22 protein-coding genes, 1 pseudogene and 1 riboswitch are annotated in these 24,394 nt (G+C 71.5%); of the genes and pseudogenes, 7 read left to right on the forward strand and 16 right to left on the reverse strand.

The genetic code is table 11. The features are described 5' to 3' along the window. Positions 1-40: 40 nt before the first annotated feature. From ACIQ9E_RS26430 to bioB, 4 genes are all read right to left on the reverse strand, one after another. Positions 41-760 carry a class I SAM-dependent methyltransferase gene (locus tag ACIQ9E_RS26430; protein WP_403711103.1) on the reverse strand — a complete coding sequence of 240 codons (720 nt, stop codon included), beginning with the start codon at positions 758-760 and terminating at the stop codon, positions 41-43. 162 nt (positions 761-922) lie between these two features. Next, positions 923-1,660: a dethiobiotin synthase gene (bioD, locus tag ACIQ9E_RS26435; RefSeq protein WP_403711105.1), complete on the reverse strand. Its 738-nt coding sequence runs from the start codon at positions 1,658-1,660 to the stop codon at positions 923-925. A 7-nt stretch (positions 1,661-1,667) separates the two neighbouring features. After that, positions 1,668-2,966 (reverse strand): adenosylmethionine--8-amino-7-oxononanoate transaminase, encoded by a 1,299-nt coding sequence (locus ACIQ9E_RS26440; protein WP_403711107.1) that lies wholly within the window; start codon positions 2,964-2,966, stop codon positions 1,668-1,670. Continuing rightward, positions 2,959-4,254 (reverse strand): biotin synthase BioB, encoded by a 1,296-nt coding sequence (gene bioB / locus ACIQ9E_RS26445; RefSeq protein WP_403711109.1) that lies wholly within the window; start codon positions 4,252-4,254, stop codon positions 2,959-2,961. The genes ACIQ9E_RS26440 and bioB overlap by 8 nt, the downstream gene beginning before the upstream one ends. Positions 4,255-4,497: 243 nt before the next feature. Here bioB and ACIQ9E_RS26450 point away from each other — a divergent pair, with 243 nt between their 5' ends. Together ACIQ9E_RS26450 and ACIQ9E_RS26455 are read left to right on the forward strand one after the other, a co-directional pair. Next, positions 4,498-5,658 carry an 8-amino-7-oxononanoate synthase gene (locus ACIQ9E_RS26450; RefSeq protein WP_403711261.1) on the forward strand — a complete coding sequence of 387 codons (1,161 nt, stop codon included), beginning with the start codon at positions 4,498-4,500 and terminating at the stop codon, positions 5,656-5,658. A 627-nt stretch (positions 5,659-6,285) separates the two neighbouring features. Next, positions 6,286-6,732, forward strand: a complete 447-nt coding sequence (locus ACIQ9E_RS26455) for an ATP-binding protein (protein WP_403711111.1) — start codon at positions 6,286-6,288, stop codon at positions 6,730-6,732. 148 nt (positions 6,733-6,880) lie between these two features. Here ACIQ9E_RS26455 and ACIQ9E_RS26460 read toward each other — a convergent pair whose 3' ends face one another. From ACIQ9E_RS26460 to ACIQ9E_RS26470, 3 genes are all read right to left on the reverse strand, one after another. Continuing rightward, the gene (locus ACIQ9E_RS26460; protein ID WP_403711113.1) at positions 6,881-7,360 is read right to left on the reverse strand and encodes a C40 family peptidase; all 480 of its coding nucleotides are present in this window, start codon (positions 7,358-7,360) and stop codon (positions 6,881-6,883) included. Between the two features lie 2 nt (positions 7,361-7,362). Then, a riboswitch (cyclic di-AMP (ydaO/yuaA leader) is annotated at positions 7,363-7,535 on the reverse strand. Positions 7,536-7,875: 340 nt separating this feature from the next. Continuing rightward, entirely contained in the window at positions 7,876-8,196 is a 321-nt protein-coding gene (locus ACIQ9E_RS26465) for a hypothetical protein (RefSeq protein WP_403711115.1), read from the reverse strand. Further along, the gene (locus tag ACIQ9E_RS26470) at positions 8,193-8,873 is read right to left on the reverse strand and encodes an ATP-dependent Clp protease proteolytic subunit (RefSeq protein WP_403711117.1); all 681 of its coding nucleotides are present in this window, start codon (positions 8,871-8,873) and stop codon (positions 8,193-8,195) included. Before ACIQ9E_RS26470 ends, ACIQ9E_RS26465 begins: the two co-directional genes overlap by 4 nt. A gap of 222 nt (positions 8,874-9,095) precedes the next feature. On the opposite strand from ACIQ9E_RS26470, the gene ACIQ9E_RS26475 reads away from it, so the two are divergent. Beyond that, complete coding sequence (locus tag ACIQ9E_RS26475; protein WP_403711119.1) at positions 9,096-9,371, forward strand: type II toxin-antitoxin system Phd/YefM family antitoxin; 276 nt, start codon at positions 9,096-9,098, stop codon at positions 9,369-9,371. Between the two features lie 180 nt (positions 9,372-9,551). After that, complete coding sequence (locus ACIQ9E_RS26480) at positions 9,552-11,129, forward strand: alpha/beta hydrolase (RefSeq protein ID WP_403711121.1); 1,578 nt, start codon at positions 9,552-9,554, stop codon at positions 11,127-11,129. Positions 11,130-11,344: 215 nt separating this feature from the next. Here the strand turns inward: ACIQ9E_RS26480 and ACIQ9E_RS26485 are convergent, their stop codons facing one another. Then, positions 11,345-12,049 carry a lysophospholipid acyltransferase family protein gene (locus ACIQ9E_RS26485; RefSeq protein WP_403711123.1) on the reverse strand — a complete coding sequence of 235 codons (705 nt, stop codon included), beginning with the start codon at positions 12,047-12,049 and terminating at the stop codon, positions 11,345-11,347. A gap of 338 nt (positions 12,050-12,387) precedes the next feature. Here ACIQ9E_RS26485 and ACIQ9E_RS26490 point away from each other — a divergent pair. Next, positions 12,388-12,573 (forward strand): annotated as a pseudogene (locus ACIQ9E_RS26490) (ATP-binding protein); the annotation flags it as partial. A gap of 473 nt (positions 12,574-13,046) precedes the next feature. Here the strand turns inward: ACIQ9E_RS26490 and ACIQ9E_RS26495 are convergent. The 4 genes from ACIQ9E_RS26495 to ACIQ9E_RS26510 form a co-directional block, all read right to left on the reverse strand. Then, on the reverse strand, positions 13,047-14,129 hold the full coding sequence (locus ACIQ9E_RS26495; RefSeq protein ID WP_403711125.1) for a cytochrome c oxidase assembly protein: 1,083 nt from the start codon (positions 14,127-14,129) through the stop codon (positions 13,047-13,049). A gap of 100 nt (positions 14,130-14,229) precedes the next feature. Next, entirely contained in the window at positions 14,230-15,255 is a 1,026-nt protein-coding gene (locus tag ACIQ9E_RS26500) for a 6-phosphofructokinase (RefSeq protein ID WP_403711127.1), read from the reverse strand. A 219-nt stretch (positions 15,256-15,474) separates the two neighbouring features. Beyond that, a complete protein-coding gene (locus tag ACIQ9E_RS26505; protein ID WP_006350550.1) occupies positions 15,475-16,203 on the reverse strand; it encodes a type 1 glutamine amidotransferase in 729 nt (242 codons plus the stop codon). 40 nt (positions 16,204-16,243) lie between these two features. Beyond that, positions 16,244-17,482, reverse strand: coding sequence for a MurT ligase domain-containing protein (locus ACIQ9E_RS26510; RefSeq protein ID WP_006350551.1), 1,239 nt, complete (start codon positions 17,480-17,482; stop codon positions 16,244-16,246). A gap of 114 nt (positions 17,483-17,596) precedes the next feature. Here ACIQ9E_RS26510 and def point away from each other — a divergent pair, with 114 nt between their 5' ends. After that, a complete protein-coding gene (gene def, locus ACIQ9E_RS26515; protein ID WP_403711130.1) occupies positions 17,597-18,160 on the forward strand; it encodes a peptide deformylase in 564 nt (187 codons plus the stop codon). Between the two features lie 8 nt (positions 18,161-18,168). Here the strand turns inward: def and ACIQ9E_RS26520 are convergent, their stop codons facing one another. After that, positions 18,169-18,849, reverse strand: coding sequence for a TetR family transcriptional regulator (locus tag ACIQ9E_RS26520; protein WP_403711132.1), 681 nt, complete (start codon positions 18,847-18,849; stop codon positions 18,169-18,171). Positions 18,850-19,016: 167 nt separating this feature from the next. Here ACIQ9E_RS26520 and ACIQ9E_RS26525 point away from each other — a divergent pair, with 167 nt between their 5' ends. After that, positions 19,017-20,249, forward strand: a complete 1,233-nt coding sequence (locus ACIQ9E_RS26525) for an acyl-CoA dehydrogenase family protein (RefSeq protein WP_403711134.1) — start codon at positions 19,017-19,019, stop codon at positions 20,247-20,249. A 42-nt stretch (positions 20,250-20,291) separates the two neighbouring features. On the opposite strand, the gene ACIQ9E_RS26530 is transcribed toward ACIQ9E_RS26525, so the two are convergent. From ACIQ9E_RS26530 to ACIQ9E_RS26540, 3 genes are all read right to left on the reverse strand, one after another. Continuing rightward, on the reverse strand, positions 20,292-20,783 hold the full coding sequence (locus ACIQ9E_RS26530; protein ID WP_403711136.1) for a glutathione peroxidase: 492 nt from the start codon (positions 20,781-20,783) through the stop codon (positions 20,292-20,294). Positions 20,784-20,850: 67 nt separating this feature from the next. Beyond that, positions 20,851-21,732 (reverse strand): acyl-CoA thioesterase, encoded by an 882-nt coding sequence (locus tag ACIQ9E_RS26535; RefSeq protein WP_403711138.1) that lies wholly within the window; start codon positions 21,730-21,732, stop codon positions 20,851-20,853. A gap of 52 nt (positions 21,733-21,784) precedes the next feature. Next, positions 21,785-24,298 carry a DEAD/DEAH box helicase gene (locus ACIQ9E_RS26540; RefSeq protein ID WP_403711140.1) on the reverse strand — a complete coding sequence of 838 codons (2,514 nt, stop codon included), beginning with the start codon at positions 24,296-24,298 and terminating at the stop codon, positions 21,785-21,787. Positions 24,299-24,394: the final 96 nt, after the last annotated feature.

Genomic DNA, 24,394 nt, shown 5'->3' on the forward strand with positions numbered 1-24,394 from the left:
ACCGGCGGAGGCCAGGCGTTTTCCGTGCCGCGAAGGGCCCTCAGTGCCGCGGCACCGAGCCGCCGGGCGGCGCGTCCTCCGGGGGCGGGAAGGGACGGCGGGCCACGCCCAGCACAAACGGCGACATCGGGATCGCCGGGCCGCCGTCGGGGACCGTCAGCCGGCGGTACGCGCCGAGCTCGAACCCGGCCGCCGACAGCTCCGCGAGCGGATCGCGGGCCGTATGGCAGTTCCCGAACAGCCGGGGCCACACCGTCGCGTCCAGCGCCCGCTGCACCCGGAACCTCCCCGCGGACCCGGCCCGTCCGTGCTCGAAGAACCGCAGCTCGCCCCCGGGCCGCAGCACCCGCCGCAGCTCCGCGAGGGCCCGTGGCACATCCCGTACGGAGCAGAGCACCAGCGACACCACCGCGGCGTCGAACGCCTCCGACTTCACCGGCAGCGCCTCCGCCGTGCCCGGGACCACGTCCACCGGCACCCCGGCCCGCCGCGCGGCTTCCAGCGCCGCAGCCCGCAGGACGCGTTCCGGTTCGACGGCCACGACCTCGGAGACGGCCCGCGGATAGTGGGCGAAGTTCAGACCGTTGCCGGCGCCGACCTCGACGACCCGGCCGGAGAGCCCGTCCAGCAGCTCCCGCCGATGGGCCGCAAGACCGCCCCGGGTGTCGAGCCGGCCGGCGACGCGCACATAGAAACGGGAGAAGAGCGGATGATCGACGCCGGCGTCCCGGGGCGGAGCGGTCGTTCTGCGCAGGGGCATCAAGAACCTCCTCCGGCGGAATACGTCACGCCCATTCTCCCCCTGCCGCCCCGGACGCACCCTGCCGTACGGGGAACGGAGCGGAGTGCGCGGGGCGCAAGGGGACGCACCGGGGCGCGTCCCCCGGGACCGTACGCCCCGGCACTCCTTCCGGAACCGGCGTCACCCCGCGGCGGCGGTGAAGGCCGCCGCGTCCCAGCGCCCGCCCAGTTCCGGCGCCAGCCAGTCCGCCGCCCGCTGCCGGAAGACCATGGGGGACAGACCGCCCGCGCCCTCGGGAACCGCGCCGAGCAGCGGCGCGCCCGCGACCACCGGCAGGTCCGTCAGATTGCAGCGGGCCGCCAGATCCGGGCAGGCGGGCCAGCTCCCGACGACCACACCGAGCAGGCCGACCCCGCGGGCGCGCAGCACCTCGGCCGTCAGCGCCACGCCGTTCAGGGTGCCGAGCCCGGCAGGCGCGACGAGGAGCACGGGGGCGTCCAGCCGCGCGGCCGCATCCGCGAGCGTGCCCCCGTCGTCGTCGAACCGGACGAGCAGCCCGCCCGCACCTTCCACCAGCACCAGACCGTGTTCCACGGCGGCCTTCGCCACCGCGTCCGCCGTGTCCCGGGGCCGTACGGCCGGTGCTCCGGCGCGCCGCGCCGCCGTCGCCGGAGCCAGTGGCTCGGGATAGCGCGCCAGCTCGATCCCGCGCACCGGGCCCGCGAGCCGCGCGACCTCGCCGATATCACCCGGTTCATCAGGTCCGACACCCGTCTGGGCGGGTTTCACCACCGCGACGCTCACCTCCCGGGCCCGGGCCAGCGCGGCGACCGCGGCCGTGACCACGGTCTTCCCGATCTCGGTGCCCGTCCCGGAGACGATCACCACTCCCGGCGTCATACCGTTCTCCCTGCCCATGTCCGCCTCATCCCGCGGCGGCGGCCGCGAGGACCGCTTCGCACAGCGTGCCCAGATCCTCGTCGCCCGTCACGAACGGCGGCATCACGTACACCAGATCCCGGAACGGCCGCAGCCACACGCCCGCGCGGACCGCCGCGGCCGTGGCGGCCGCCATCTCCACCGGATGGTCGAGCTGGACGACCCCGATCGCGCCGAGCACCCGGACGCCGGTGACCCCCGGCAGCTCCGCGGCGGGCGCCAGACCCTCCCGCAGGCCGGTCTCGATGCGTTTGACCTCGAACGCCCAGTCCTGGTCCAGCAGCAGGCCGATCGAGGCGTGCGCGACCGCCGCGGCCAGCGGATTGGCCATGAACGTGGGCCCGTGCGCCAGTACGGGGAACTCGCCGCGGGAGATCCCCTCGGCGACCTCCGGGGTGCACAGCGTCGCGGCCATCGAGAGATAGCCGCCGGTGAGCGCCTTGCCCAGACACATCACATCGGGCGATACGCCCGCGTGACCGGCCCCGAAGAGCGTTCCGGTGCGGCCGAAGCCGGTGGCGATCTCGTCGAAGACCAGCAGCACCCCGTGCTCGTCGCAGGCCTCCCGCAGGACCCGGAGGTAGGCGGGTGAGTGGAAACGCATCCCGCCCGCGTTCTGCACCACCGGTTCCACGATGACCGCCGCCGTCTCGTCGGCGTGCCGGGCCACCATGTCCCGCAGATGGTCCGCGTACGTCTCGTCGTAGGCGTCGTACCCGGCGGGGGGCGCGTCGGCGAATATCTGCTCCGGCAGTACGCCCGACCAGAGCTGGTGCATCCCGCCGTCGGGATCGCATACCGACATCGGCTGCCAGGTATCGCCGTGGTAGCCGCCGCGCCAGGTCAGCAGCCGCTGTTTGGCGGGGCGCCCGGCCGAACGCCAGTACTGGAGGCACATCTTCACCGCGACCTCGACGGACACGGAGCCCGAGTCGCTGAAGAAGACATGGCGCAGCGGCTCGGGGGTGATCTCCACGAGCCGGGCCGCCAGCCGTACGGCGGGCTCGTGGGTGAGCCCGCCGAACATCACATGGCTCATCCGGTCGAGCTGGCCGCGCGCGGCCTCGTTGAGCACCGGGTGGTTGTAGCCGTGCAGCGCGGACCACCAGGACGACATGCCGTCGATGAGTTCGTGCCGGCCGTGCGCCGGTTCGGCCAGCCGCAGCCGTACCCCCGAAGCGGAAGCGACGACCAGCGGGTCGGTGCGGCCGGGCATCGGGGCGTACGGATGCCAGACGTGCGCCCGGTCGAGCGCGAGCAGCTCCGGGACCGGCAGCTCAGGCATTGGGCGCCACCTCGGTGCCCGCGCCCCGGCGGCGTACCGTCACCAGATCGGGTCGTGGCCCGGCTCCCGGAGCCGCCGGCTCCGCGCCCGCCCCGCTCGTTCCGGTCGTTGCGACGGAACCGCAGCCGGGACCGGTGGCATGACCGCAACCTGAGCCCGAGCCGCAACCGGGCTCCGCGGCCGGGCCGCAGACGGATCCCGCGGTCCCGCCCGCGGCCGGGTGCGATCCGCAGCCCGGTCCCCCGCCCGGTCCCTGGTCCGGCGTGCCGTCCGGTGCCCCGCCCGTCCGGTGCGCGGGCAGGGTGGTCGTCCCGGCTCCTTCCACCTCGAAACCGGCGTCCGCGATCATGTCGAGGTCGGCCCGGCCGGCCTGTCCCTCACTCGTCAGATAGTCGCCGAGGAAAATGGAGTTGGCCAGGTGCAGCGCGAGCGGCTGGAGGGTCCGCAGATGGACCTCGCGGCCGCCCGCGAGCCGTACCTCCACATCCGGGCAGACGAACCGCACCATGGCGAGGATCCGCAGACAGCGCTGCGGCGTCAGGTTCCACTCCTTCGCCAGCGGAGTGCCCTCGAAGGGGATCAGGAAGTTCACCGGTACCGAATCGGGGTCGAGGTCCCGCAGCGCGAAGACGACGTCGACCAGGTCCTCGTCCGTCTCGCCCATTCCCGCGATCAGCCCGGAACAGGCCGACAGACCGGCGGACTGCGCCTGCTGCACGGTCTCCACCCGGTCCGCGTAGGTATGGGTGGTCGTGATCTCCCCGTACGTCGCCTCCGACGTGTTGAGGTTGTGGTTGTACGCGTCAGCTCCCGCTCCGCGCAGTCTCTCCGCCTGCCCCGCGGAGAGCAGTCCGAGGCAGGCGCACACCTCGACGCCCTCGTTCTGTTCCTTGATGGCTTCGATCGTCCGGGACACCCGGTCGACGTCGCGGTCCGTCGGACCGCGGCCGCTGGCCACCAGACAGACGCGCTTGGCGCCGCCCGCGACCCCCGCGGCCGCCGCCTGCGACGCCTCCTCCGGTTTCAGCCAGGTGTACTTGAGGATCCCGGCCGTCGAACCGAGCCGCTGCGAGCAGTACGAGCAGTCCTCGGGGCACAGCCCGGACTTCAGATTGACCAGATAGTTGAGTTTCACCCGGCGGCCGAACCACTGACGGCGTACCCGGCCCGCCGCGGCCACCACGTCGAGTACATCGTCGTCGGAGGTCGCCAGTACCGCCAGCGCCTCGTCCCGGGTCGGCGGCTCGCGCCGCAGCCCCTTCTCCACCAGTCTCCCGAGAAGCTCCATGGCGCCGATCCTGGCCTAAGGAACTCCCCGTGGGAAAGTCGGAATCTCACAACAGACCTTCACCGAAGTGTGTGCATGACCACATGGGGAGCGGGAGCGCACCCGGTTAGCCTCTGTGCGCTGCCTACAAAAGCGGCGGCGGCGGGCGGGGCCTTCAACGGCCGCCGTACGGAGCACCGGACCGCCGGAACCCTTCAGCGGCCGGACCGCCGGAACACCCAGAGAGCGGGGGAGCACGCCACCATGCCCGACGACCCCTTCGAGTGGCTCGACGAGGAATCCGCGCGCCGGGAGCGCGCCGGGCTGACCCGGACGCTGCGGCCACGCTCCGCCGGGCCGGCCCTGGTGGATCTCGCGGGCAACGACTATCTCGGGCTGAGCCGCCACCCCGAGGTGACCGCGGCGGCGGCGGCCGCCGCCCACCGCTGGGGCGCGGGCTCGACCGGCTCCCGGCTGGTCACCGGCAGCACCGAACTGCACGCCGAGTTCGAACGCGAACTGGCGGCCCACTGCGGTTTCGAGGCCGCGCTCGTCCTCGCCTCCGGCTATGCGGCCAACCTGGCCGCTGTGACGGCGCTGAGCGGGCGCGAGGCGCTGATCGTCTCGGACGCGGCCAACCACGCCTCCATCGTCGACGGCTGCCGGCTGTCGCGGGCGCAGACCGAGATCGCCGCCCACCGGGATCCCGCCGCGGTACGGAAGATCCTCGACGCGCACCCCGGGCGGCGGGCGCTGGTGGTCACCGATTCCGTCTTCTCGGTCGACGGCGACGCCGCTCCGCTCGCGGAGCTGGCCCGGATCACGGCCGGGCGGGGCGCGGCGCTGCTGGTGGACGACGCCCACGGTCTCGGCGTCCTCGGCGAGGGCGGGCGCGGTACGGCGTACGCCGCGGGGATCGCGGGCGCGCCGGGCGTGGTGGCGACGGTCACGCTCTCCAAATCGCTGGGCAGTCAGGGCGGTGCCGTCCTCGGCCCGGCGCGGGTCGTCGCCCATCTGGTCAACACCGCCCGGACGTTCATCTTCGACACCGGACTGGCCCCGGCGGCGGTCGGCGCGGCCCGGGAGTCCCTGCGGATCCTGGCCCGTGAGCCGGGCAGGGCGGAGCGGGTGCGGTCGGCGGCCGGCGCCCTGTACACGGGGCTGACGGCGGCGGGGCTGACGGCCGCCCGGCCCGACGCGGCGGTGGTGTCGGTACGGGCGCCTTCACCCGAGGCCGCCGTGGGCTGGGCCGCGGACTGCCGGACGGCCGGGCTGCTGGTGGGCTGCTTCCGGCCGCCCTCGGTGCCGGACGGGGTCTCCAGGCTGCGGCTGACGGCCCGCGCGGATCTGACGGACGAGCAGCTCGCGGAGGCGGTGGCGGTGGTCGTCCGGACGGCACCGCCCGGCGCCCGCTCCGGCCGCTGACCCGGGCCCGGTATCCGGGCCCGGGTCAGCGGGCACCGCGCCGAGCCCCGGGCAGTGGGCACCGAGCCCCGGGCTGCGGGCCGTGGGCATGGGGCCCGAACCGGGGCACCGTGCCCCGGGCCGGAGTGGTAAGTACCGGCCAGGCGTACGGCTCCGGCCCGAGCACCGGCACCGAACCGTGCCCCCGGACCGAGCCCCCGAGCCCGTGTCCCCGAACCGTGCCCCCGGACACCGGGCCGGAGCCGTGATTTCCGGCAGGCGTACGGCAGGGCGGGCGGAGCGCCGGATCCGGCCCGGGGCCGGGCATACGCCCGGAAGGCCGGGGACGGCGCGCCCGCGGCGCGGGCCGAGTCTCCGGAAGGGGGGCCTCCGCGGCCCCTGGGCACCCGGAGCCTCCCCGGTCCCTGGGCACCCGAAGGGCGGACAAAGCGCCTGCGCATGGCCGGAAACGGTCTTGCGTCGCATGGTTCACCGCTTTGAGCGACTGTTGTCCGCAGATCTTGGCGGATCGTGTCTGCGGCGGGAGGATGGGGGCAGTCCGGCGCTCAGCGCGAGCCGTGGCCGTCCGCGCACACCTCCGCCATGACCTCGGACAGCACGGCCGCGGGTGGAAAGGACGGCGTCGCGATGGCAGATCTCCTGGAGAACTCGATCACCCTGCCGAGCGAAGCAGCCTCGGTGTCGGTGGCGCGCCGTCATGTGACCGCGGCTCTTGGGGAGTGGGGCCTGCCCGCCTCGTCGGACACCCTGGACACGATCCGGCTGATCGTCTCGGAGCTGACCACCAATGCCGTCCAGCACACCTTCGGCCAGTCGCCCACCTTCACGGTGACCCTGCTGCTGGAGCGGGACGAGGAACTGCGGATCGGGGTGACGGACAGCCACCCGCGCTGGCCGCAGCGGCTGCCCGCGGCCGTCCGTCAGGACAATGGGCGGGGCATGGTCATCGTCCGCAGCCTCACGGCCCACAGCGGCGGCCGGCTGACGGTCACTCCGACCCCGGACGGCGGCAAGACGGTCTGGATCGCCCTGCCGTGGCACCCGGTCGGCGCCGGGCCCGGGGGCCGGGGCTGACCGGCCCTCAGCGCTCCACGGGGGACGGCCGGAAACGCCGGCCGCGGGTGACCGGGAAACGCCGGCCGCGGGTGACCGGGAAACGCGTGCCGGGGGCCCGGCATATCCGCCCCCGGCCCCCCGGCACCGCCTCAGCTCCTCCGGCCGGTCACCGAACCCGGCCGTACGAGATGCTCTTGCTCCAGATCTTGTCCAGCTTCACCCAGGAACCCCTCTTGGGGGAGTGCCAGATCTTGCCCTTCCCGGCGTAGATACCCACGTGGTAAACACCGCCCCGGCCGTGGAAGAAGACCAGGTCACCCGCCTTCCGTGACTTCACGGAGATCTTGCGGGTCTTGTTGTACTGCTGCTGAGCGGTCCGCGGGAGCTTCTTGCCCGCCTTCTTGTACGAGTAGACCGTCAGCCCCGAGCAGTCGAAGCGGGACGGTCCCGCCGCGCCGTACCTGTACGGAGCACCCTTCTTCGAGGCGGCGACCTTGAGCGCCTTGCCCGCGTGCGCCGTGGCCGCGGCCTGGGCCTCGGGCGTACCGCCGGGCACGATCAGCGTGCCGCCGAGCGCCGCGATCGTCAGAGCGGACACCGTGCCCGCCCGGCCGAGGAGGGACGGGACGTTTTTCTGCGCATTCATGCGCAACCCTTCGTCAGCCGCCTGTGAAGGATGACCTGTCGGGTTCGGGCGGACGAAGGTGCCCGGCCGCTGACGCGGCTTCACCCCGAGGAACCTCCGGATCGCGTTCGGTCCGTCGGTTCCGTACTGCCTGGGTCCTCCACTCCTGCCGATGCACTTCTGTCGACCAGTAGTCCGGAACGGCGGCAGGACTCGGCGTCCGCCCGGACCGCCCCGCCGAGGTGACGGGGGCTTGTCGTCCCAGGGATCTTGACCCACCGACTGCCGGATTTCGAAGTCAAAACGGCGATATGTGAGTTTCAACACGAATGCGGCGTTCGTATGAACATGACCCTGTCCGGGCCCCGGAAAGGGCACTCGGAACACCCCGTACCAGCACGGGAGTAAGACTTTCCGGTAGAGGGATCGTCATTCGTCCGCAACTTGACGCTAGGTGTTACCGACGGTTCGACTCCACCGATTGAGGGAGGGGAAATCCCACTCGAACAGCGGTTGACGAGTGGACGGCGGTGTCGTCAGGACGGAGATCGTGGCGGGATGGTCACCCGGAATGTCCGCCTTTCGCCGTCGAGGACGCGGAGAGCGTGGGTGAACGTCCCGGTGTGCAGCTCACTCTCCCCGCGCCGGTGCATCAGGGTCAGGGCGTCCCGGAGTTCGGCGGCCCGGCTCACCAGGGCCTGGGCCGCGCGAAGGGCTCCGTAGGTGTGCTCGGAGCGGGCCGGGTTGATCCGGCCGACGAGATCCGCGACGGCGAGATAGGCGTCGAGGACCTCGGCCTCGGCGCGGGTCAGTGCGGGCAGGGGCGGCAGTTCGGGCCGCGGAGCCGAGGGGTTCACCGGGGGCCGCCGCCGGTGCCGCCGGCCGCCCCCGCGGTGCCGGGGCCGCCGGGCGGGCCGGGCCGGGAGGTCTTGCGGCTGCCGATCACATGGTCGACGATTCCGTACTCCTTCGCGCCCGCGGCGTCGAGGAACAGGTCCCGCTCCAGATCGTCCGCGATCAGGGCCCGCTCCCGGTCGGTGTGCCGGGCCAGCAGATCCACCGTCAGGGCGCGCAGCCGCAGCAGCTCCCGGGCTTCGATCTCCAGATCCGACGGCGTGCCCCGGACCGGTTCGTCGAGGGCGGGCTGGCGGAGCGCGATCCGCGCCCCCGGCAGTGCCATCCGCTTGCCCGGCGCCCCGGCGGCCAGCAGCAGCGCGGCGGCCGCGGCCACCTGGCCGATGCAGGTGGTCTCCACATCGCAGACCACCATCCGCATGGTGTCGTAGATCGCCAGCATCGCACTCGGGGAGCCGCCGGGGGAGTTCAGGTAGAGGGAGATGTCCCGGTCCGGGTCGGCGTATTCGAGGTAGAGGAACTGGGCGATCACGTCGTTGGCGGCGGTGTCGTCCACCGGGGTTCCCAGGAAGATGATCCGCTCCCCCAGCAGCTTGCTGTAGGGGTCGAGAGTACGGATGCCCTGCGCGGTGCGCTCGGTGAACTGCGGGAGGACGTAACGGGCGGCGGGACGGTTCATGGCGTACCTCTCCTCGGTCCTGGGCGGGCGGCTGCCACCGGCCCGCCTTCCGTAAAAAATGTACAGGACGTACAGAGTGATGGTTGGGATCAAAACGGTCGTCGCGGCGGTGAACTGCCAGGTCGGGCCGCGGATTTCGCGCTCAGCGAGCGGAGTGGCGCCCGGTGGACGAGCCGGTCCGGTGCCGGATCGCGGCCGTCTCCGCCGATTAAGCTGAGCGGCATGGCCTACGAGATTCCGGTGACGCAAGCCCGCGCTGAGCTGGCCGATCTGATCAACCGTGTTGTGTACGGCGGCGAGCGGGTGGTCGTGACCCGGCACGGGAAGCCCCTGGTGGCACTGGTCTCCGCCGACGATCTCGACCGGCTGGAACGGCTCGGCGCGGAGGAGGGCGAGCAGACGATCTCCTCCGTGTCCTCCCTCGGCCGGGCCGCCCCGCACGCCGCCCCCGGCCGTTTCGGACTGACGGCCGAACACCGCAGCCCCGGCTCCACCTGAACCGCGGCCCCGGCGGCCGGACGGCCCGTCGGCGCCCGCCTCCGCCGGTCGTACCGCTCAGCGGTACATCACTCACCGGTTATTGGTTCGGTAAAGAAACGTCTGTGCGATCTGTTCGTGCTGTCCCCGAGACGAAAGGATCCTGCGGAGAAGTCGACAGATGGAAAGGGGGAGTTCTCCGTGAGACGCGCAGCAGCGCTGGGTTCGGCAGGCACTCTGATAGCGGGCACCCTGGTCGCGGGAGCGATCGCCGCCCCGGTCGCCAGCGCCGACAGCGGCCGCGGCGGCACGTCCGAGGCGCGCGGCGTACAGCTCGCCGCCGACCGGGCCGCAGGCAAGGGCATCGACTGGGCGGACTGTCCCGCCGACTGGGGGCTTCCCAAGCCCATCCAGTGCGGCACGGTGACCGTCCCGCTCGACTACAAGCGCCCGAACGGGCGGCAGATCACGGTGACCGTCGACCGTATCGGCCACACCGGCACCCCGGCCGAGCGCCAGGGCGCACTCGTCTACAACCCCGGCGGGCCCGGCGGCTCCGGCCTGCGTTTCCCGGTCCGGGTCACCAGCAAGAACCCGCTCTGGGTGAACACCTCGAAGGCGTACGACTTCGTGGGCTTCGACCCGCGCGGTGTCGGCCGCTCCACCCCGATCTCCTGTGTCGACCCCCAGGAGTTCGTGAAGGCCCCGAAGGCCGACCCGGTGCCCGACAGCGAGGCCGACAAGCGGGCCCAGCGCAAGCTGGCGGCCGAGTACGCCGCGGGCTGCGCCGAGCGCAGCGGCTGGATGCTGCCGCATATGACCACCGCCAACACCGCACGTGACCTCCATGTCATCCGGGCGGCCCTCGGCGAGCGGAAGCTGAACTTCCTCGGCGTCTCCTACGGCACCTACCTCGGTGCCGTCTACGCGGAGCTGTTCCCGGGTCATGTCCGCCGTATGGTCGTCGACAGCGTCGTCAACCCGTCCAGGAAGAAGATCTGGTACCAGGCCAACCTGGACCAGGACGTCGCCTTCGAGATGCGGTGGAACGACTGGAAGGCCTGGGTCGCGGCGAACCACGCCACCTACGGCATCGGCGACACCCCGGCGAAGGTCGAGGCGCAGTGGCAGAAGCTGCGCGCCGCCGTGAAGAAGGCCCCGCTCGGCGGGGTCGTCGGACCGGCCGAGCTGCTCTCCTTCTTCCAGAGTGCCCCTTATTACGACTCTTCCTGGGCGCCCACTGCCCGGGTGTGGAGCAAGTACGTCGCCGGTGACACCCAGGCGCTGGTCGACGCCGCCGCCCCGGATCTGACGGACACCGTCGGCAACGCCCGCGCCGAGAACGGCAACGCGGTCTACACGGCTGTCGAGTGCGCGGACGCCGCATGGCCCACCGACTGGCGTACCTGGGATCGGGACAACACCCGGCTCCACCGCGACTACCCGTTCCTGACCTGGTCCAATGCCTGGTTGAACCTGCCCTGCGCGACTTGGTCGACCCGTCAGGGCCCGGCCGTCGAGGTCAACCCCGGCAAGGACCTCCCGGGCGTGCTGATCGTCCAGGCCGAGCGTGACGCGGCCACCCCGGTCAGTGGCGCCTACGAGTTGCAGAAGCGTCTCAAGGGCTCGCGGCTGATCCTGGAGAAGAACGCCGGCTCGCACGGCGTCACCGGGATCGCCAACGCCTGCGTCAACGAGCGGGTGGATGCCTATCTGCTCAACGGGACGCTGGACAGCCGCAATGTGACCTGCGATCCGCACGCGGTGCCCAAGCCGTAGCCCGGTCGCCCGGACCGTACGTCCGGGGGCCGGGGGCCGGGGAAGTGTACGAAGGGGCGGCCGGAATCCGGCCGCCCCTTCTGCGCGCGCCCTCCGGGCCCGCGGCCCGGCTCTCCGGTACTGCCCCTGCTCATCGGTGAACGTGAACGCCGGGTACCGGCGGCTCGGGTTCCCCGGCGCCCGTCGCGCGCGGGAAGCCCGAGCCGCCGGTCCGGTCAGGAGCGGCGTCCCGCCTTCTTCTCCGCTTCCAGTTCGGCCTTGACCTCGGCCGCGTACCGGTCGACGTACTCCTGTCCGGAGAGTTCGAGCACGGCGTACATGATCTCGTCCGTGACCGCGCGCAGAATCGCCTTCTCGTCCTCCAGCCCGGCATACCGCGAGAAGTCCAGGGGGGTGCCGAAGCGGACCGTGACCCGCTTGATTTTCGGCAGGGTCTGGCCGGGCGGCTGGATTTCGAAGGTGCCGACCATGGCGCAGGGGATCACCGGCACTCCGGCCCGCAGCGCCATCACCGCTACCCCGACCTTGCCCTTGTAGAGCCGGCCGTCGTGCGAACGGGTGCCTTCCGGATAGATACCGAGCAGTTCGCCCTTGCCCAGTACGCCGAGCCCCTCGCGGATCGCGGCCCGGCCCGCGTCCTGGCCGGAGCGGTCCACCGGGATCTGGCCCGCGCTGCGGAAGAAGGCGGCCGTCAGCCGGCCCTTGAGACCGGGCCCGGTGAAGTACTCGGCCTTCGCGAGGAAAGTGATCCGCCGTTTGAGGATGGCGGGCATCAGGAAATGGTCCGAGAACGACAGATGGTTCCCCGCGACGATCGCCGCGCCCTCCTCCGGAATGTGCTCCAGGCCCTCGATCCGGGGCCGGAACAGCAACCGCAGCAGCGGCCCCAGAAGCACGTATTTGAGCACGTTGTAGAACACGTCGGGGGTGCTCCTTCAGCAGAGGGCCGGTCAGTGCGGGATCCGGGCTGAGCGCCCCTGGTCACACGGAATTCTCGAACCCGGTCATTTTATGTGCCCGGAAGTGGGTCGGTCACTGTCGCGGACCTGGCGGCGGCCGCCGCCCCGGCCCCGTTTCCGTACGGCGGAGCCGCCCGCTGTTGCGGGCCCCGCCGACCGGGTTCACCCTGGGCTGTAACCCGGAAGCGCCAGTCGAGTGCTCTCCGTCACCCTCGGGTCCCGTAGTCGGGAGGGTCCGGACTGTCGCGGTGAGGAGCATGGTCATGCACGGTCACGGTCAGGCCGAATGCCGTTACCGCATGGAGGTACGGGCGACCCGGGAGCGGATCCCCCGGATCCGGCGGATCCTCGCGGCCCATCTGCGGCACTGGGACCTCGAAGACCATATCGCCCCGGTCTGCCGTGCCGTGGACGAGTTGATAGCCAATGTCGTCCAGCACGTACCCGGTGACCCGACGTGCGTCGTGGAACTGCGCTGGTCCGGCCGCAGACTCAGCGCGTCCGTCGCCGACCGCGACCCCAGGATGCCGCGGTTGACCAGCTCCAGCCCGGTCCGGGGCGGGCTCGCCACCGTCGGCCGGCTCAGTGACAGCTGGGGCACCTGCGGTACGGACGAGGGCAAGGTCATCTGGTTCACCCGCACCGTCGACCGGCGCGGACGGGTCGGCGGGGACAGCGGTCCCCGGGCGACCCTGCCGCCCGTCGGCGCCGCCCGCCGACTGCCGGGAAGCGCTGCCGCTCAGTTCCGGGCGGCGATCATGCCCACGGTCAGCAGCCCCAGCACCACCCAGCCGAACCAGAGCCACCCGTTGCTGCCGAGCGCCACCGTGTAGCCGGTCACCGCCACCAGGGCTGCGACGGTGATGACACCCATCGTTCTCGTGGATCCGGGCATGCGTGCCCTCCTCGGACGACGATCGCGGCCACCGCCATCGTCACCCGGAACCCGGGTCCCGCGCTACCGCCCGGCGCCGCCTGACCCGTTCTCCCGTACCGCCGGACTCCCGCCCACGGCCGCCGTGGCCTGCGGATTCTCGTCCGCGGCTGCCGCGGACGACTCCTTTTGGCCACCACGAGCCGCGCCCGCGGGACCGCCGCTGCGGGCATGGAGCTGCGCCAGATAGGCGTTGTACGCCGCCAGCTCCTTGTCCCCGTCCCGGTCCGCCGCCCGGTCCTTGCGGCGGGCCTGCCGCTGGTCCGAGCGGTACCACTGGAACACGAGCGCGATCAGCACCAGCACCGAGGGAATCTCGCTGAACGCCCAGGCGATACCCCCGGCCGCGTGCTGGTCGGAGAGGGCGTCGATGCCCAGCGACGCCGGAGGGCTGTCGTACGTCCCCACCATCGGCGTGCTCGCCATCATCAGCGCGATACCGAAGAAGGCGTGGAACGGCATCCCCGCGAACAGCTCCAGCATCCGCATCACATAGCCCGGCCGGTGCGGACCCGGGTCCACGCCCATGATCGGCCAGAAGAACACCAGACCGACCGCGAGGAAGTGGATCATCATCGCGATATGGCCCGCCTGGGAACTCATCAGGAAGTCGAAGAGCGGGGTGAAGTAGAGCCCGTACAGACTCGCGATGAACAGCGGGATCGTGAACGCCGGGTGTGTGATGATCCGCATGTACCGGCTGTGCAGCAGCGCGAGCAGCAGTTCGCGGGGGCCCTTCCGGCCCCGGCCCGCCACCGGCAGCGCCCGCAGCGCCAGCGTCACCGGCGCGCCGAGCAGCAGCAGGATCGGCGAGACCATGCTGATGATCATGTGCTGCACCATATGCACGCTGAACATGACCATGCCGTAGTCGTTGAGCTTGGTGCACATCGCCAGCAGTACGGTCAGCACTCCGGCGACGAAGAAGACGGTACGGCCCACGGGCCAGGCGTCGCCGCGCCGGACCAGACGGGTCACACCCCAGGCATAGAGGGCGAGCGCGACCAGCGAGCCGATCAGGAAGAACGGGTCGGGGGAGAGTTCCAGCCCGCGTCCCAGCGTGAACGGCGGCAGGTCCATCGACGTGCCGTGTTCGCTGTGATCCATCCGGCGGCTCCTGATTCTGCTGGTCTTGCTGTGCCGAACCAGAGTAGAACCGCCCCCGGCCGCAGCTGCGGCCGGGGGCGGTTCACGGTGCGCGTACGGGCTACAGCACGCACTCCGCCTCGTCGTACCGCGCGTCCGGAACGGTCTTGAGCGTCTCCACGGCCGTGCCCAGCGGCACCAGCGTGATGTCCGTCCCGCGCAGCGCCGTCATCATGCCGAATTCACCGCGGTGGGCCGCCTCCACCGCGTGCCAGCCGAACCGGGTGGCCAGGACCCGGTCGTACGCGGTCGGCGTGCCGCCCCGCTGCACATGGCCGAGGATCACCGGCCGGGCCTCCTTGCCGAGCCGCGCCTCCAGCTCGTTGGAGAGCTGGCGGGCGACCCCGGCGAACCGCTCGTGGCCGTAGATGTCCTTGCCGCCCTCGTCCCAGTTCATGGTGCCCTCGCGGGGCTTCGCGCCCTCCGCGACCACGACGATCGCGAACCGCTTGCCCGCCTCGAACCGGGCGCCGACCCGCTTGGTCAGCTCCTCGATGTCGAAGGGCCGCTCGGGGACGACGATCGCGTGGGCGCCCGCCGCCATTCCGGAGTGCAGGGCGATCCACCCCGTGTGGCGGCCCATGACCTCGACGATCAGCACCCGCTGATGGGATTCGGCGGTGGTCTTCAGCCGGTCCAGTGCCTCGGTCGCCACCCCGACGGCGGTGTCGAAACCGAAGGTGACATCGGTCGATGCGATGTCGTTGTCGATGGTCTTCGGGACGCCGACGATCGGCAGCCCGCCCCGGGACAGCAGATGGGCGGCCTTCAGGGTGCCCTCGCCGCCGATCGGGATGACCGCGTCGAGCCCCAGGTCGGCGCAGTGCCCCTTGGCCAGTTCGACACCGTCCCGCAGCTGCTCGGGCCGCACCCGGGACGAGCCCAGGATGGTGCCGCCGCGGGCGAGGATACCGCCCACCGCGTCCAGGTCGAGCTTGCGGTAATCGCACTCCAGCAGGCCTTTCCAGCCGTCGTGGAAGCCGATGACCTCGTCGCCGTGGTCGACGACCGCGCGGTGCACGACGGACCGGATGACGGCGTTCAGACCGGGGCAGTCGCCTCCGGAAGTGAGCACACCAATGCGCATTGCCCGAATTACCTTTGCAACGTGGGCCGACTCCCGGACCACGTCGTCCGGCTGGATCACCCCTCACCCTACCGGCGTACGGGCGCGCGGGCCGAATAGGCCGTCCGCCTGCTGGGACGCCGGAGCCCGTGAGCGGTGCCGGAGCCGGGCGGCCCGCCCGGCCGCCCGCAGCCCCCGAGCGGGGGTTCGAACGGCCGGTCCGGGCCCCGGACGCCGTCGTCAGGCGGGCTGGGTGGCCGCGGTGATCCGCTCGTTGCGCAGCGCCTCGTACCAGCGGTCGTCCACCGGCGGCAGCGCGTTCACGTCCAGCGCCAGCTTCAGCAGCAGATCGGCGATCTGCGGATTACGGGCCATGACCGGTCCGTGCATATACGTCCCGAACACGGTCTCGTTGTACGCGCCCTCCGTACCGTCGCCGGTGCCGTTGCCCCGGCCCAGGACGGTCCGCGCGAACGGGCGGGCGGTGGGGCCGAGATGGGTGATGCCCTGGTGGTTCTCGAACCCGGTGAGCTGCGGCAGCCCGAGCCGGGGGTCGATGTCCGCGAGAACGTCGCCCACACAACGCTCGCCCTCGCCGCGGGTCGAGATCACGTCGATCAGCCCCAGGCCCGGCTCCCGCTGGCCGAGGTCGTTGATGAACTCGTGCCCGAGGATCTGGTAGCCGGCGCAGACCGAGAAGATGATCGCGCCGTTCTCGGCGGCCCGGTTCAGCCCGCCGTCGCGGCGCAGCCGCTCGGAGGCCAGCCGCTGCGGGCGGTCCTCACCGCCGCCGATCAGATAGATATCGCCGGACGTGGGGATCGGCTGGTCGCTGCGGACGTCGACCCGCTGGACGTCGAGGCCGCGCTGCCGGGCCCGCCGCTCCACGACCAGCGCATTGCCCTGGTCGCCGTAGGTGGACAGCAGGTCGGGGTAGACCCAGACCAGACGCAGGCTGTTGTCGGCCATGCTGGATATAGCCTTTCTCGGTTCTCCGGAGGTCCTGCGGTCAGTTGCCCACGCGGCGGCGGACGTCCTGGAACGCGGTGTAGTTCGCGATCAGCTCGATCCGGCCGGGCGGCGCCATGGCGATCGCGTCGTCGACGGTGTCGCAGACCCGGAAGTCCAGGCCCGCGACCTCCAGCCGGACGGCCAGGTCCAGCCTGCGGTCACCGATCACCATGATCGGGTGCCCGGCGAGCCGGGTGTAGTCGACGTCCCACAGCCAGGATGTGTCCGTGCCGTCGGCGCCGCGCGCGTTCACCGAGAGGATCACCGGGGTCGGCGGCGGGTCGATCAGTGAGAAGGTCTCCAGCCAGCCGGCCGGGTTCTTCGCCAGCAGCAGCCGCAGCTCACGGTTCTGGAAGCTGACCACGTCATAGCGGCCCGCGACGGCCTGGACCTGGTACATCCGCTCCAGCGCCACCTGCGGCGGCACCCCGAAGCAGGCGGCGACGGCCGCCGAGGTGGCCGCGTTCGCCTTGTTGGCGCGGCCCGGGAGCTGCAGGTGGATCGGCCAGGCCGAGCCGTGCGGGTCGAGTACGTGGTTGCCGCTGAGCACCCAGCTCGGCGCCGGACGGCGGAAACCGCACTCGCCGCAGAACCAGTCGTCGCCCGGCCGCTGCATCACACCGCCGCAGGCGGGGCACGACCAGGCGTCGTCCTTCCACTCCTGCCCCGCGGCCACCCACACCACATGGGGGGAGGAGGACGCGGCCCACACCACCAGCGGATCGTCCGCGTTGGCGATCACGACGGCCTTGGAGCCCGCGAGGCCCTCACGCCACTTCTCCGCCAGCATCCGGGTCTCGGCGGCCCGGTCGAGCTGGTCCCGGGAGAGGTTCAGCAGCGCGATCGCCTTCGGCGTCACATCGCGCGCCACACCCGCCAGATACTTCTCGTCGACCTCGATGACGCCGAACTTGGCGTCCGAGCCGCCCGCCAGCGCGGAGGTGATCCCGGCGGGCATATTGGCGCCCAGGGCGTTGGAGACCACCGGTCCGGCGGCCCGCAGGGCCTCCGCGATCAGCCGCGTGGTCGTGGTTTTGCCGTTCGTGGCCGACACAAGGACCACGTCCAGGTGCTGCGCCAGCCGCCCCAGCAGATCGGGGTCGAGTTTGAGCGCGACCTTTCCGCCGATCACCGAACCGCTGCCGCGTCCGGCCGCGCGTGACACCGCCGCCGCTGCCTTGCCGGCCGTCACGGCGAGCTTGGCGCGTGGCGTCAGTGGCTCCGAGGTGCCTGCCATGGTCCTTGATCCTCCTTGCATCGGTCGACCCCAGCCTATCCAGGTCCGGCCCGGCCGCCTTACCGCGGCACCGCGCCACGCGGACCCGGGCGGCCGGAACGTACTCTTGCGCCCATGCGAAACCGGCCGATCCCCGGCAGTTCCGGACGCGTACGGCCCGTGAGCCTGTTCCGCGATCCGGTGCTGCACACCCCTTGTGAGACCGTCACCGACTTCGGACCCGGGCTGCACCGGCTCGTCGAGGACCTGTTCGCGACGATGTACGCGGCCCGGGGGGTGGGTCTGGCGGCCAATCAGGTGGGGGTGGGGCTGAGGGTGTTCGTCTACGACTGCCCCGACGACGAGGACGTCCGGCACCTCGGGCATCTCGTCAACCCCCGGCTGGTCGAGGCCGACGGCCTCGAACTGCGCGGGCCCGAGGGCTGTCTCTCGCTGCCCGGCCTGGAAGCGGGCACCCCGCGGTACGACCGGGCCGTGGTCGAGGGCTTCACCGTCGCCGGTGTGCCGGTACGGGTGGAGGGCACCGGGTTCTTCGCACGCTGCCTCCAGCACGAGACCGACCATCTCGACGGGGTCGTGTACGCCGACCGGCTCACCGGTCTGCGCCGTAGCAGGCTGCTGCGCGCGGTCGCACGGGCACCCTGGGCCGAGGCCTCCGTACGCCGCCCGGCCGGGTAGGGCGCGGTTCAGAAACCGGGGCTGCCGTCGCGGTCGGCGACGGAGGAGAGACGCCCCCACAGCAGATCGGTGAGATCGTCGACGAGTTCGGCGCGGGAGCACGGGCGCTCCCGGAGCCACCAGTCGCCCGCGGCGTGCATCATGCCCACGATGCCGTGTCCCCAGACCCGGGCCCGCCGGGCGCCGTCCGGGCCGAGGTCGACCCGGTCCCCGATGACCTGGGCCAGCTCCTCGCCCAGCCGCCGCAGCAGGGGAGCGGAGTGCCGTCCGATGTCGAATCCGGCCTCCGGCTGCGGGGACTGGTCCGCCGGGGCGGTCGCGGCCGTCGCGGCGCTCTCGGCGGGGTGCATCAGGAAGCGGTACACCTGCGGGCGTGCCTCGATGGCGGCGAGATAGGTGTCGAGGGTGGCGGCGACCCGCTGCCGGCGGTCGGCGGGGGCGTCGAGGGCCGCGCGCAGCGAGTCCAGCAGAGCGTCGGTATGTCTTCTGGCCAGGGCCCGGTAGAGGCCGCCCTTGTCACCGAAGTGCCGGTAGAGGATCGGCTTGGTGATACCGGCCTCGGCGGCAATGGCGTTCATGGACGCGCCGGGGCCGTCCCGCAGCACCACCCGGTCCGCCGCTTCCAGCAGCTCGCGGCGGCGCTGCCGGGCCGTCCGGTCCTGGTCGGTCACCTGCCGTGTGGTTTCCATAGGTCGTTCTCCCCGCCCCGTCCGATCTGCCTGACGCCTGCGAAAACTAACACCCCCCACGGCCGGGACAGCCGGGCACCGGATCTGTTGACAGGCTCTACCACCCGGTAACAGACTGCCGTTACTGCGAGTAACTCGCGATGGGTGATCACGGCGCCGGAGGGGATATGGCGAACTTCACGTTGGAGCTGAACGAAGAACAGAAGCAGGTGCGGGACTGGCTGCACGGCTTCGCCTCGGACGTGATGCGCCCGGCCGCCGCCGAGTGGGACGAGCGCGAGGAGACCCCCTGGCCGGTGATCCAGGAAGCCGCCAGGATCGGCATCTACTCCCTCGACTTCTACGCCCGGCAGTACTTCGACCCCACCGGCCTCGGTATCCCGCTCGCCATGGAGGAGCTGTTCTGGGGCGACGCCGGGATCGCGCTCTCCATCGTCGGCACCGGACTCGCCGCGGTCGGTGTCCTCACCAACGGCACCGAGGAACAGATCGGGACCTGGATCCCCCAGATGTACGGGGACGAGGACCAGGTCAGGGTCGCGGCCTTCTGCTCCTCCGAACCCGACGCCGGATCCGATGTCGGTGCCCTGCGCACCCGCGCGGTGTACGACGAGGCCAAGGACGAATGGGTGCTCGACGGCACCAAGACCTGGGCCACCAACGGCGGTATCGCCCATGTCCATGTCGTGGTGGCCGTCGTCGCCCCGGAGCTGGGCAGCCGGGGCCACGCCTCGTTCGTCGTCCCGCCGGGGACTCCCGGACTGAGCCAGGGCCAGAAGTTCAGGAAGCACGGTATCCGTGCCTCGCACACCGCCGAAGTGGTCCTGGACGGCGTCCGCGTTCCCGGCGACTGCCTCCTCGGCGGCAAGGAGAAGCTCGACGAGCGGCTCGCCCGCGCCCGGGAGCGGGCCCGCGGCGGACCCGGGGGCGCACGGGTCGGAAACGCCGCCATGGCGACCTTCGAGGCCTCCCGCCCCGCGGTGGGGGCGATGGCGGTCGGCACCGCCCGTGCCGCGTACGAGATCGCCCTCGACTACGCCCGTACCCGCACCCAGTTCGGCCGGCCCGTCATCGACAACCAGGGCATCGCCTTCCAGCTCGCCGATATGCGCACCCGTATCGACGCGGCCCGGCTGCTGGTGTGGCGGGCCTCCTGGATGGCGGCCGCGGGCAAGCCCTTCGACGCCGCCGAAGGATCGATGTCCAAGCTCTACGCGGGCGAGGTCGCCAAGGACGTCACCGCGCGGGCCGTACAGATACTCGGCGGCAACGGCTTCACCCGCGACTACCCGGTGGAGCGTATGCACCGGGACGCCGCCATCTACACGATCTTCGAGGGGACCAGCGAAATCCAGCGGCTGGTGATCGCCCGGACCCTCTCCGGTGTCCCCATCCGCTGACCGGGCGCCCCGGAGCCCGGGGCTCCGGGGCGCGGCAGCGCGTCAGACGGGCAGCAGCCGCCCGATCGCCGCGACCAGCTCCGGCGCGTCCGGCTCCGTCCGGGGCCGGAACCGGCCGGCGACCGTACCGTCCGGGCCGATCAGGAACTTCTCGAAGTTCCACTGCACATCACCGGCCGCGCCCTCCGCATCGGCCGTCCGGGTCAGCTCCGTGTACAGCGGATGCCGCCCGGCTCCGTTGACGTCGGTCTTCTCCAGCATCGGGAAGGTCACTCCGTACGTCGCCGAGCAGAACACCCCGATCTCCTCGGCGCTGCCCGGCTCCTGCCCGCCGAACTGGTTGCATGGCACACCCACGACGGTGAAACCGCGCTCGGCGTACTCCTTCTGGAGCCGCTCCAGACCGGCGTACTGGGGCGTAAGACCGCACTTGGACGCCACGTTCACCACCAGCACCACCGAACCCCGGTGGGCCGCCAGGGACGTCGGCTCGCCGTCCAGGGTCCGCAGGGGAATGTCGTACACCGTCGTCATCTCAGAACTCCTCGTCTCGGCAGACATCAGGGGCGCAAGGGGGGCCGGGGAACCGGCAGCGGGTCCCTCAGGCGGTGTGCAGCGGGCGGAACAGCCCCTCCTGCACCACGGAGACCAGCAGTTCGCCCGCACGGTTGTAGATCCGGCCCCGGGCCAGGCCCCGGCCGCCGGTGGAGATCGGCGACTCCTGGTCGTACAGGAACCACTCGTCCGCCCGGAACGGCCGGTGGAACCACATCGCGTGGTCCAGGGACGCCATGTCGTACCCCCGCCGCCCCCAGAGCGGTTCAACGGGGATCCGCACCGCGTCCAGCAGTGTCATATCACTCGCGTACGTCAGCGCGCAGGTATGCACCAGCGGATCGTCGCCGAGCGGGCCCATCGCCCGCATCCACACGGCGCTGCGCGGGTCGGACTCCTTCTCCTTCACCTCTTCCGGCGTCCACCGCAGCTTCTCCGTGTACCGGATGTCGAAGGGCTGGCGGCGGGCCATCCGCTCCAGCGGCTCCGGCAGCGCGCCCAGATGCTCCCGGATCTCGTCCGCCACCTTCGGCAGCGTCTCGGGGTCCGGGAAATCGGCCCGCGGCGGCAGCTGGTGCTCGATGCTCCCGGACTCGGGCAGGTGGAAGGAGGCCGTCAGATTGAAGATCGTCCGGCCCTCCTGCACCGCCGTGACCCGGCGCGTGGTGAAGGAGCGGCCGTCCCTGACCCGCTCGACCTGGTAGACGATCGGCACCCCGGGCCGGCCCGGACGGAGGAAGTAGGCGTGCAGCGAGTGCACCGGACGCTCGCCGTCCGTGGTGCGGCCCGCCGCCACCAGGGCCTGCCCCGCGACCTGGCCGCCGAAGACCCGCTGAAGGGACTCGTCGGGGCTGAGTCCGCGGAAGATGTTCACCTCGATGCGTTCCAGGTCGAGCAGATCGACCAGACGCTCCACCGGATTCGTCATCGCACTTCCCTCATTCGTTTCGCCGGTGCGTGGACCCCGCCGGGCGCCGGGGTCACAGCTGCCCCACGGCCGTGACCCGGACGACCGCCCGGCCCTCTTCGTCGGAGGCCGCGAGGTCGACCTCGGCGCTGATCCCCCAGTCGTGGTCGCCGTTCGGATCGGCGAAGATCTGCCGGACCCGCCACAGACCGTGCGGCTCGTCCTCCTCGATGAGCAGCAGCTTGGGGCCGCGCGCGTCCGGACCGGTGCCCAGATCGTCGTACTCGTCCCAGTACGCGTCCATGGCCTCGCCCCAGGCGTCCGCGGTCCAGCCCGACTCCTCGTCCAGCTCGCCCAGGACGCCCACCTTGTCCAGGGCCGCCAGCTCCACCCGCCGGAACATCGCGTTCCGGACCAGGACCCGGAAGGCACGGGCATTGGCCGTGACCGGCCTGACCTGGTCCGCCCTCTCCTGGGCCTCCTCGGCGGACTCCACCTCGGGATTGGCCAGCTGCTCCCACTCGTCCAGCAGCGACGAGTCCACCTGGCGCACCATCTCGCCCAGCCAGGCGATCAGATCCTGGAGGTCCTCCGACTTCAGATCGTCCGGGATCGTGTGCTCCAGCGCCTTGTACGCGCCCGCCAGATAGCGCAGCACGATGCCCTCGGTCCGCGCCAGCTCGTAGAACGAGGTGAACTCGGTGAACGACAGCGCCCGTTCGTACATGTCCCGGATCACGGACTTCGGCGAGACCGGATGGTCGCCGACCCAGGGGTGGCTCTTGCGGTAGACGTCGTACGCGTGCCACAGCAGCTCCTCCAGCGGTTTCGGGTACGTCACCTCCTGGAGCCGCTCCATCCGCTCCTCGTACTCGACGCCGTCCGCCTTCATCGCGGCCACCGCCTCGCCGCGCGCCTTGTTCTGCTGGGCGGCCAGGATCTGCCGGGGGTCGTCCAGCGTCGACTCCACCACGGAGACCATGTCCAGCGCGTACGACGGCGACTCCGGGTCCAGCAGCTCGAAGGAGGCGAGCGCGAAGGTCGACAGCGGCTGGTTCAGCGCGAAGTCGTGCTGGAGGTCGACGGTCAGCCGGACGATCCGGCCCTGGGCGTCGGGCTCGGGCAGCCGCTCGACGACCCCGCCGTCCAGCAGCGAACGGTAGATCGCGATGGCCCGCCGGATATGCCGCAGCTGGTTGCGGCGCGGCTCGTGGTTGTCCTCCAGGAGGTGCCGCATCGCGTCGAAGGCGTTGCCCGGACGGGCGATCACCGACAGCAGCATCGTGTGCGTCACATTGAACCGCGAGGTCAGCGGCTCCGGATCGGATTCGATCAGCTTCTCGAAGGTCGAGTCCGACCAGGCGACAAAACCCTCCGGAGCCTTCTTGCGGACGACCTTGCGGCGCTTCTTCGGATCGTCGCCCGCCTTGGCCAGCGCCTTCTCGTTCTCGATGACGTGCTCGGGGGCCTGGGCGACGACCAGACCCGCCGTATCGAAACCGGCCCGCCCCGCGCGGCCCGCGATCTGGTGGAACTCGCGGGCCCGCAGGGTGCGGACGCGGCTGCCGTCGTACTTGGTCAGGGCCGTGAACAGCACCGTACGGATCGGGACATTCACCCCGACGCCGAGCGTGTCCGTACCGCAGATCACCTTCAGCAGGCCCGCCTGCGCCAGCTTCTCCACCAGCCTGCGGTACTTCGGCAGCATGCCCGCGTGGTGGACCCCGATACCGTGCCGGACGTACCGCGAGAGGTTGCGGCCGAACTTCGTGGTGAAGCGGAAGTTCCCGATCAGCTCGGCGATCTGTTCCTTCTCCTCGCGCGAGCACATGTTGATGCTCATCAGGGACTGCGCCCGCTCCACCGCCGCCGCCTGGGTGAAGTGCACGATGTACACCGGCGCCTGCCGGGTCTGGAGCAGTTCGGTCAGCGTCTCCGTGATCGGGGTGCGCCGGTACTCGTAGGAGAGCGGGACCGGGCGGGTCGCCGAGCGGACCACCGCGGTCGGGCGGCCGGTACGGCGCGTCAGGTCCTGCTCGAAGCGCGAGACGTCCCCGAGCGTCGCCGACATCAGCACGAACTGCGCCTGCGGCAGCTCCAGCAGCGGGATCTGCCAGGCCCAGCCGCGGTCCGGCTCCGCGTAGAAGTGGAACTCGTCCATCACGACCTGGCCGATATCGGCGTTCCTGCCGTCGCGCAGTGCGATGGACGCCAGCACCTCGGCGGTGCAGCAGATCACCGGCGCGTCGGCGTTGACGGACGCGTCACCGGTCAGCATGCCGACGTTCTCGGTGCCGAAGAGCTTGCAGAGATCGAAGAACTTCTCCGACACCAGCGCCTTGATGGGCGCCGTGTAGAAGGTGACCTCGTCCCGGGCCAGCGCCGCGAAGTGCGCCCCCGCAGCCACCATCGACTTCCCCGAGCCGGTGGGCGTGGAGAGGATCACGTTCGCCCCCGACACCACTTCGATCAGCGCCTCCTCCTGCGCCGGGTACAGCGAGAGGCCCCGGCCCTCCGCCCAGGAGGAAAAAGCCTCGAAGAGGGCATCGGGGTCGGCATCCGGCGGCAGCTGATCAATGAGGGTCACGCCCCCCATCTTGCCTGGCGCACCCCGATCGGTTCACCCCGGACCGGGGATCCGGGCGGCGCAGGCAAGATCACGGACGGTACGCTGCCCTGTCGG

The organism is Streptomyces sp. NPDC094448, assembly GCF_044763775.1.
In the GTDB taxonomy this organism is placed as follows: domain Bacteria; phylum Actinomycetota; class Actinomycetes; order Streptomycetales; family Streptomycetaceae; genus Streptomyces.

Excerpts from the sequence above, each read along its gene's own strand:
- ACIQ9E_RS26470 (WP_403711117.1), bottom strand. The coding sequence starts at position 8,873 with ATGAACCGTCCCGCCGCCCGTTACGTCCTCCCGCAGTTCACCGAGCGC.
- ACIQ9E_RS26455 (WP_403711111.1), top strand. The coding sequence starts at position 6,286 with ATGGCAGATCTCCTGGAGAACTCGATCACCCTGCCGAGCGAAGCAGCC.
- ACIQ9E_RS26495 (WP_403711125.1), bottom strand. The coding sequence starts at position 14,129 with ATGGATCACAGCGAACACGGCACGTCGATGGACCTGCCGCCGTTCACG.
- ACIQ9E_RS26530 (WP_403711136.1), bottom strand. The coding sequence starts at position 20,783 with ATGACGACGGTGTACGACATTCCCCTGCGGACCCTGGACGGCGAGCCG.
- def (WP_403711130.1), top strand. The coding sequence starts at position 17,597 with ATGCGAAACCGGCCGATCCCCGGCAGTTCCGGACGCGTACGGCCCGTG.
- ACIQ9E_RS26475 (WP_403711119.1), top strand. The coding sequence starts at position 9,096 with ATGGCCTACGAGATTCCGGTGACGCAAGCCCGCGCTGAGCTGGCCGAT.
- bioD (WP_403711105.1), bottom strand. The coding sequence starts at position 1,660 with ATGGGCAGGGAGAACGGTATGACGCCGGGAGTGGTGATCGTCTCCGGG.
- ACIQ9E_RS26460 (WP_403711113.1), bottom strand. The coding sequence starts at position 7,360 with ATGAATGCGCAGAAAAACGTCCCGTCCCTCCTCGGCCGGGCGGGCACG.
- ACIQ9E_RS26510 (WP_006350551.1), bottom strand. The coding sequence starts at position 17,482 with ATGGCAGGCACCTCGGAGCCACTGACGCCACGCGCCAAGCTCGCCGTG.
- ACIQ9E_RS26525 (WP_403711134.1), top strand. The coding sequence starts at position 19,017 with ATGGCGAACTTCACGTTGGAGCTGAACGAAGAACAGAAGCAGGTGCGG.
- ACIQ9E_RS26440 (WP_403711107.1), bottom strand. The coding sequence starts at position 2,966 with ATGCCTGAGCTGCCGGTCCCGGAGCTGCTCGCGCTCGACCGGGCGCAC.
- ACIQ9E_RS26535 (WP_403711138.1), bottom strand. The coding sequence starts at position 21,732 with ATGACGAATCCGGTGGAGCGTCTGGTCGATCTGCTCGACCTGGAACGC.
- ACIQ9E_RS26500 (WP_403711127.1), bottom strand. The coding sequence starts at position 15,255 with ATGCGCATTGGTGTGCTCACTTCCGGAGGCGACTGCCCCGGTCTGAAC.
- ACIQ9E_RS26430 (WP_403711103.1), bottom strand. The coding sequence starts at position 760 with ATGCCCCTGCGCAGAACGACCGCTCCGCCCCGGGACGCCGGCGTCGAT.
- ACIQ9E_RS26520 (WP_403711132.1), bottom strand. The coding sequence starts at position 18,849 with ATGGAAACCACACGGCAGGTGACCGACCAGGACCGGACGGCCCGGCAG.
- ACIQ9E_RS26505 (WP_006350550.1), bottom strand. The coding sequence starts at position 16,203 with ATGGCCGACAACAGCCTGCGTCTGGTCTGGGTCTACCCCGACCTGCTG.
- bioB (WP_403711109.1), bottom strand. The coding sequence starts at position 4,254 with ATGGAGCTTCTCGGGAGACTGGTGGAGAAGGGGCTGCGGCGCGAGCCG.
- ACIQ9E_RS26450 (WP_403711261.1), top strand. The coding sequence starts at position 4,498 with ATGCCCGACGACCCCTTCGAGTGGCTCGACGAGGAATCCGCGCGCCGG.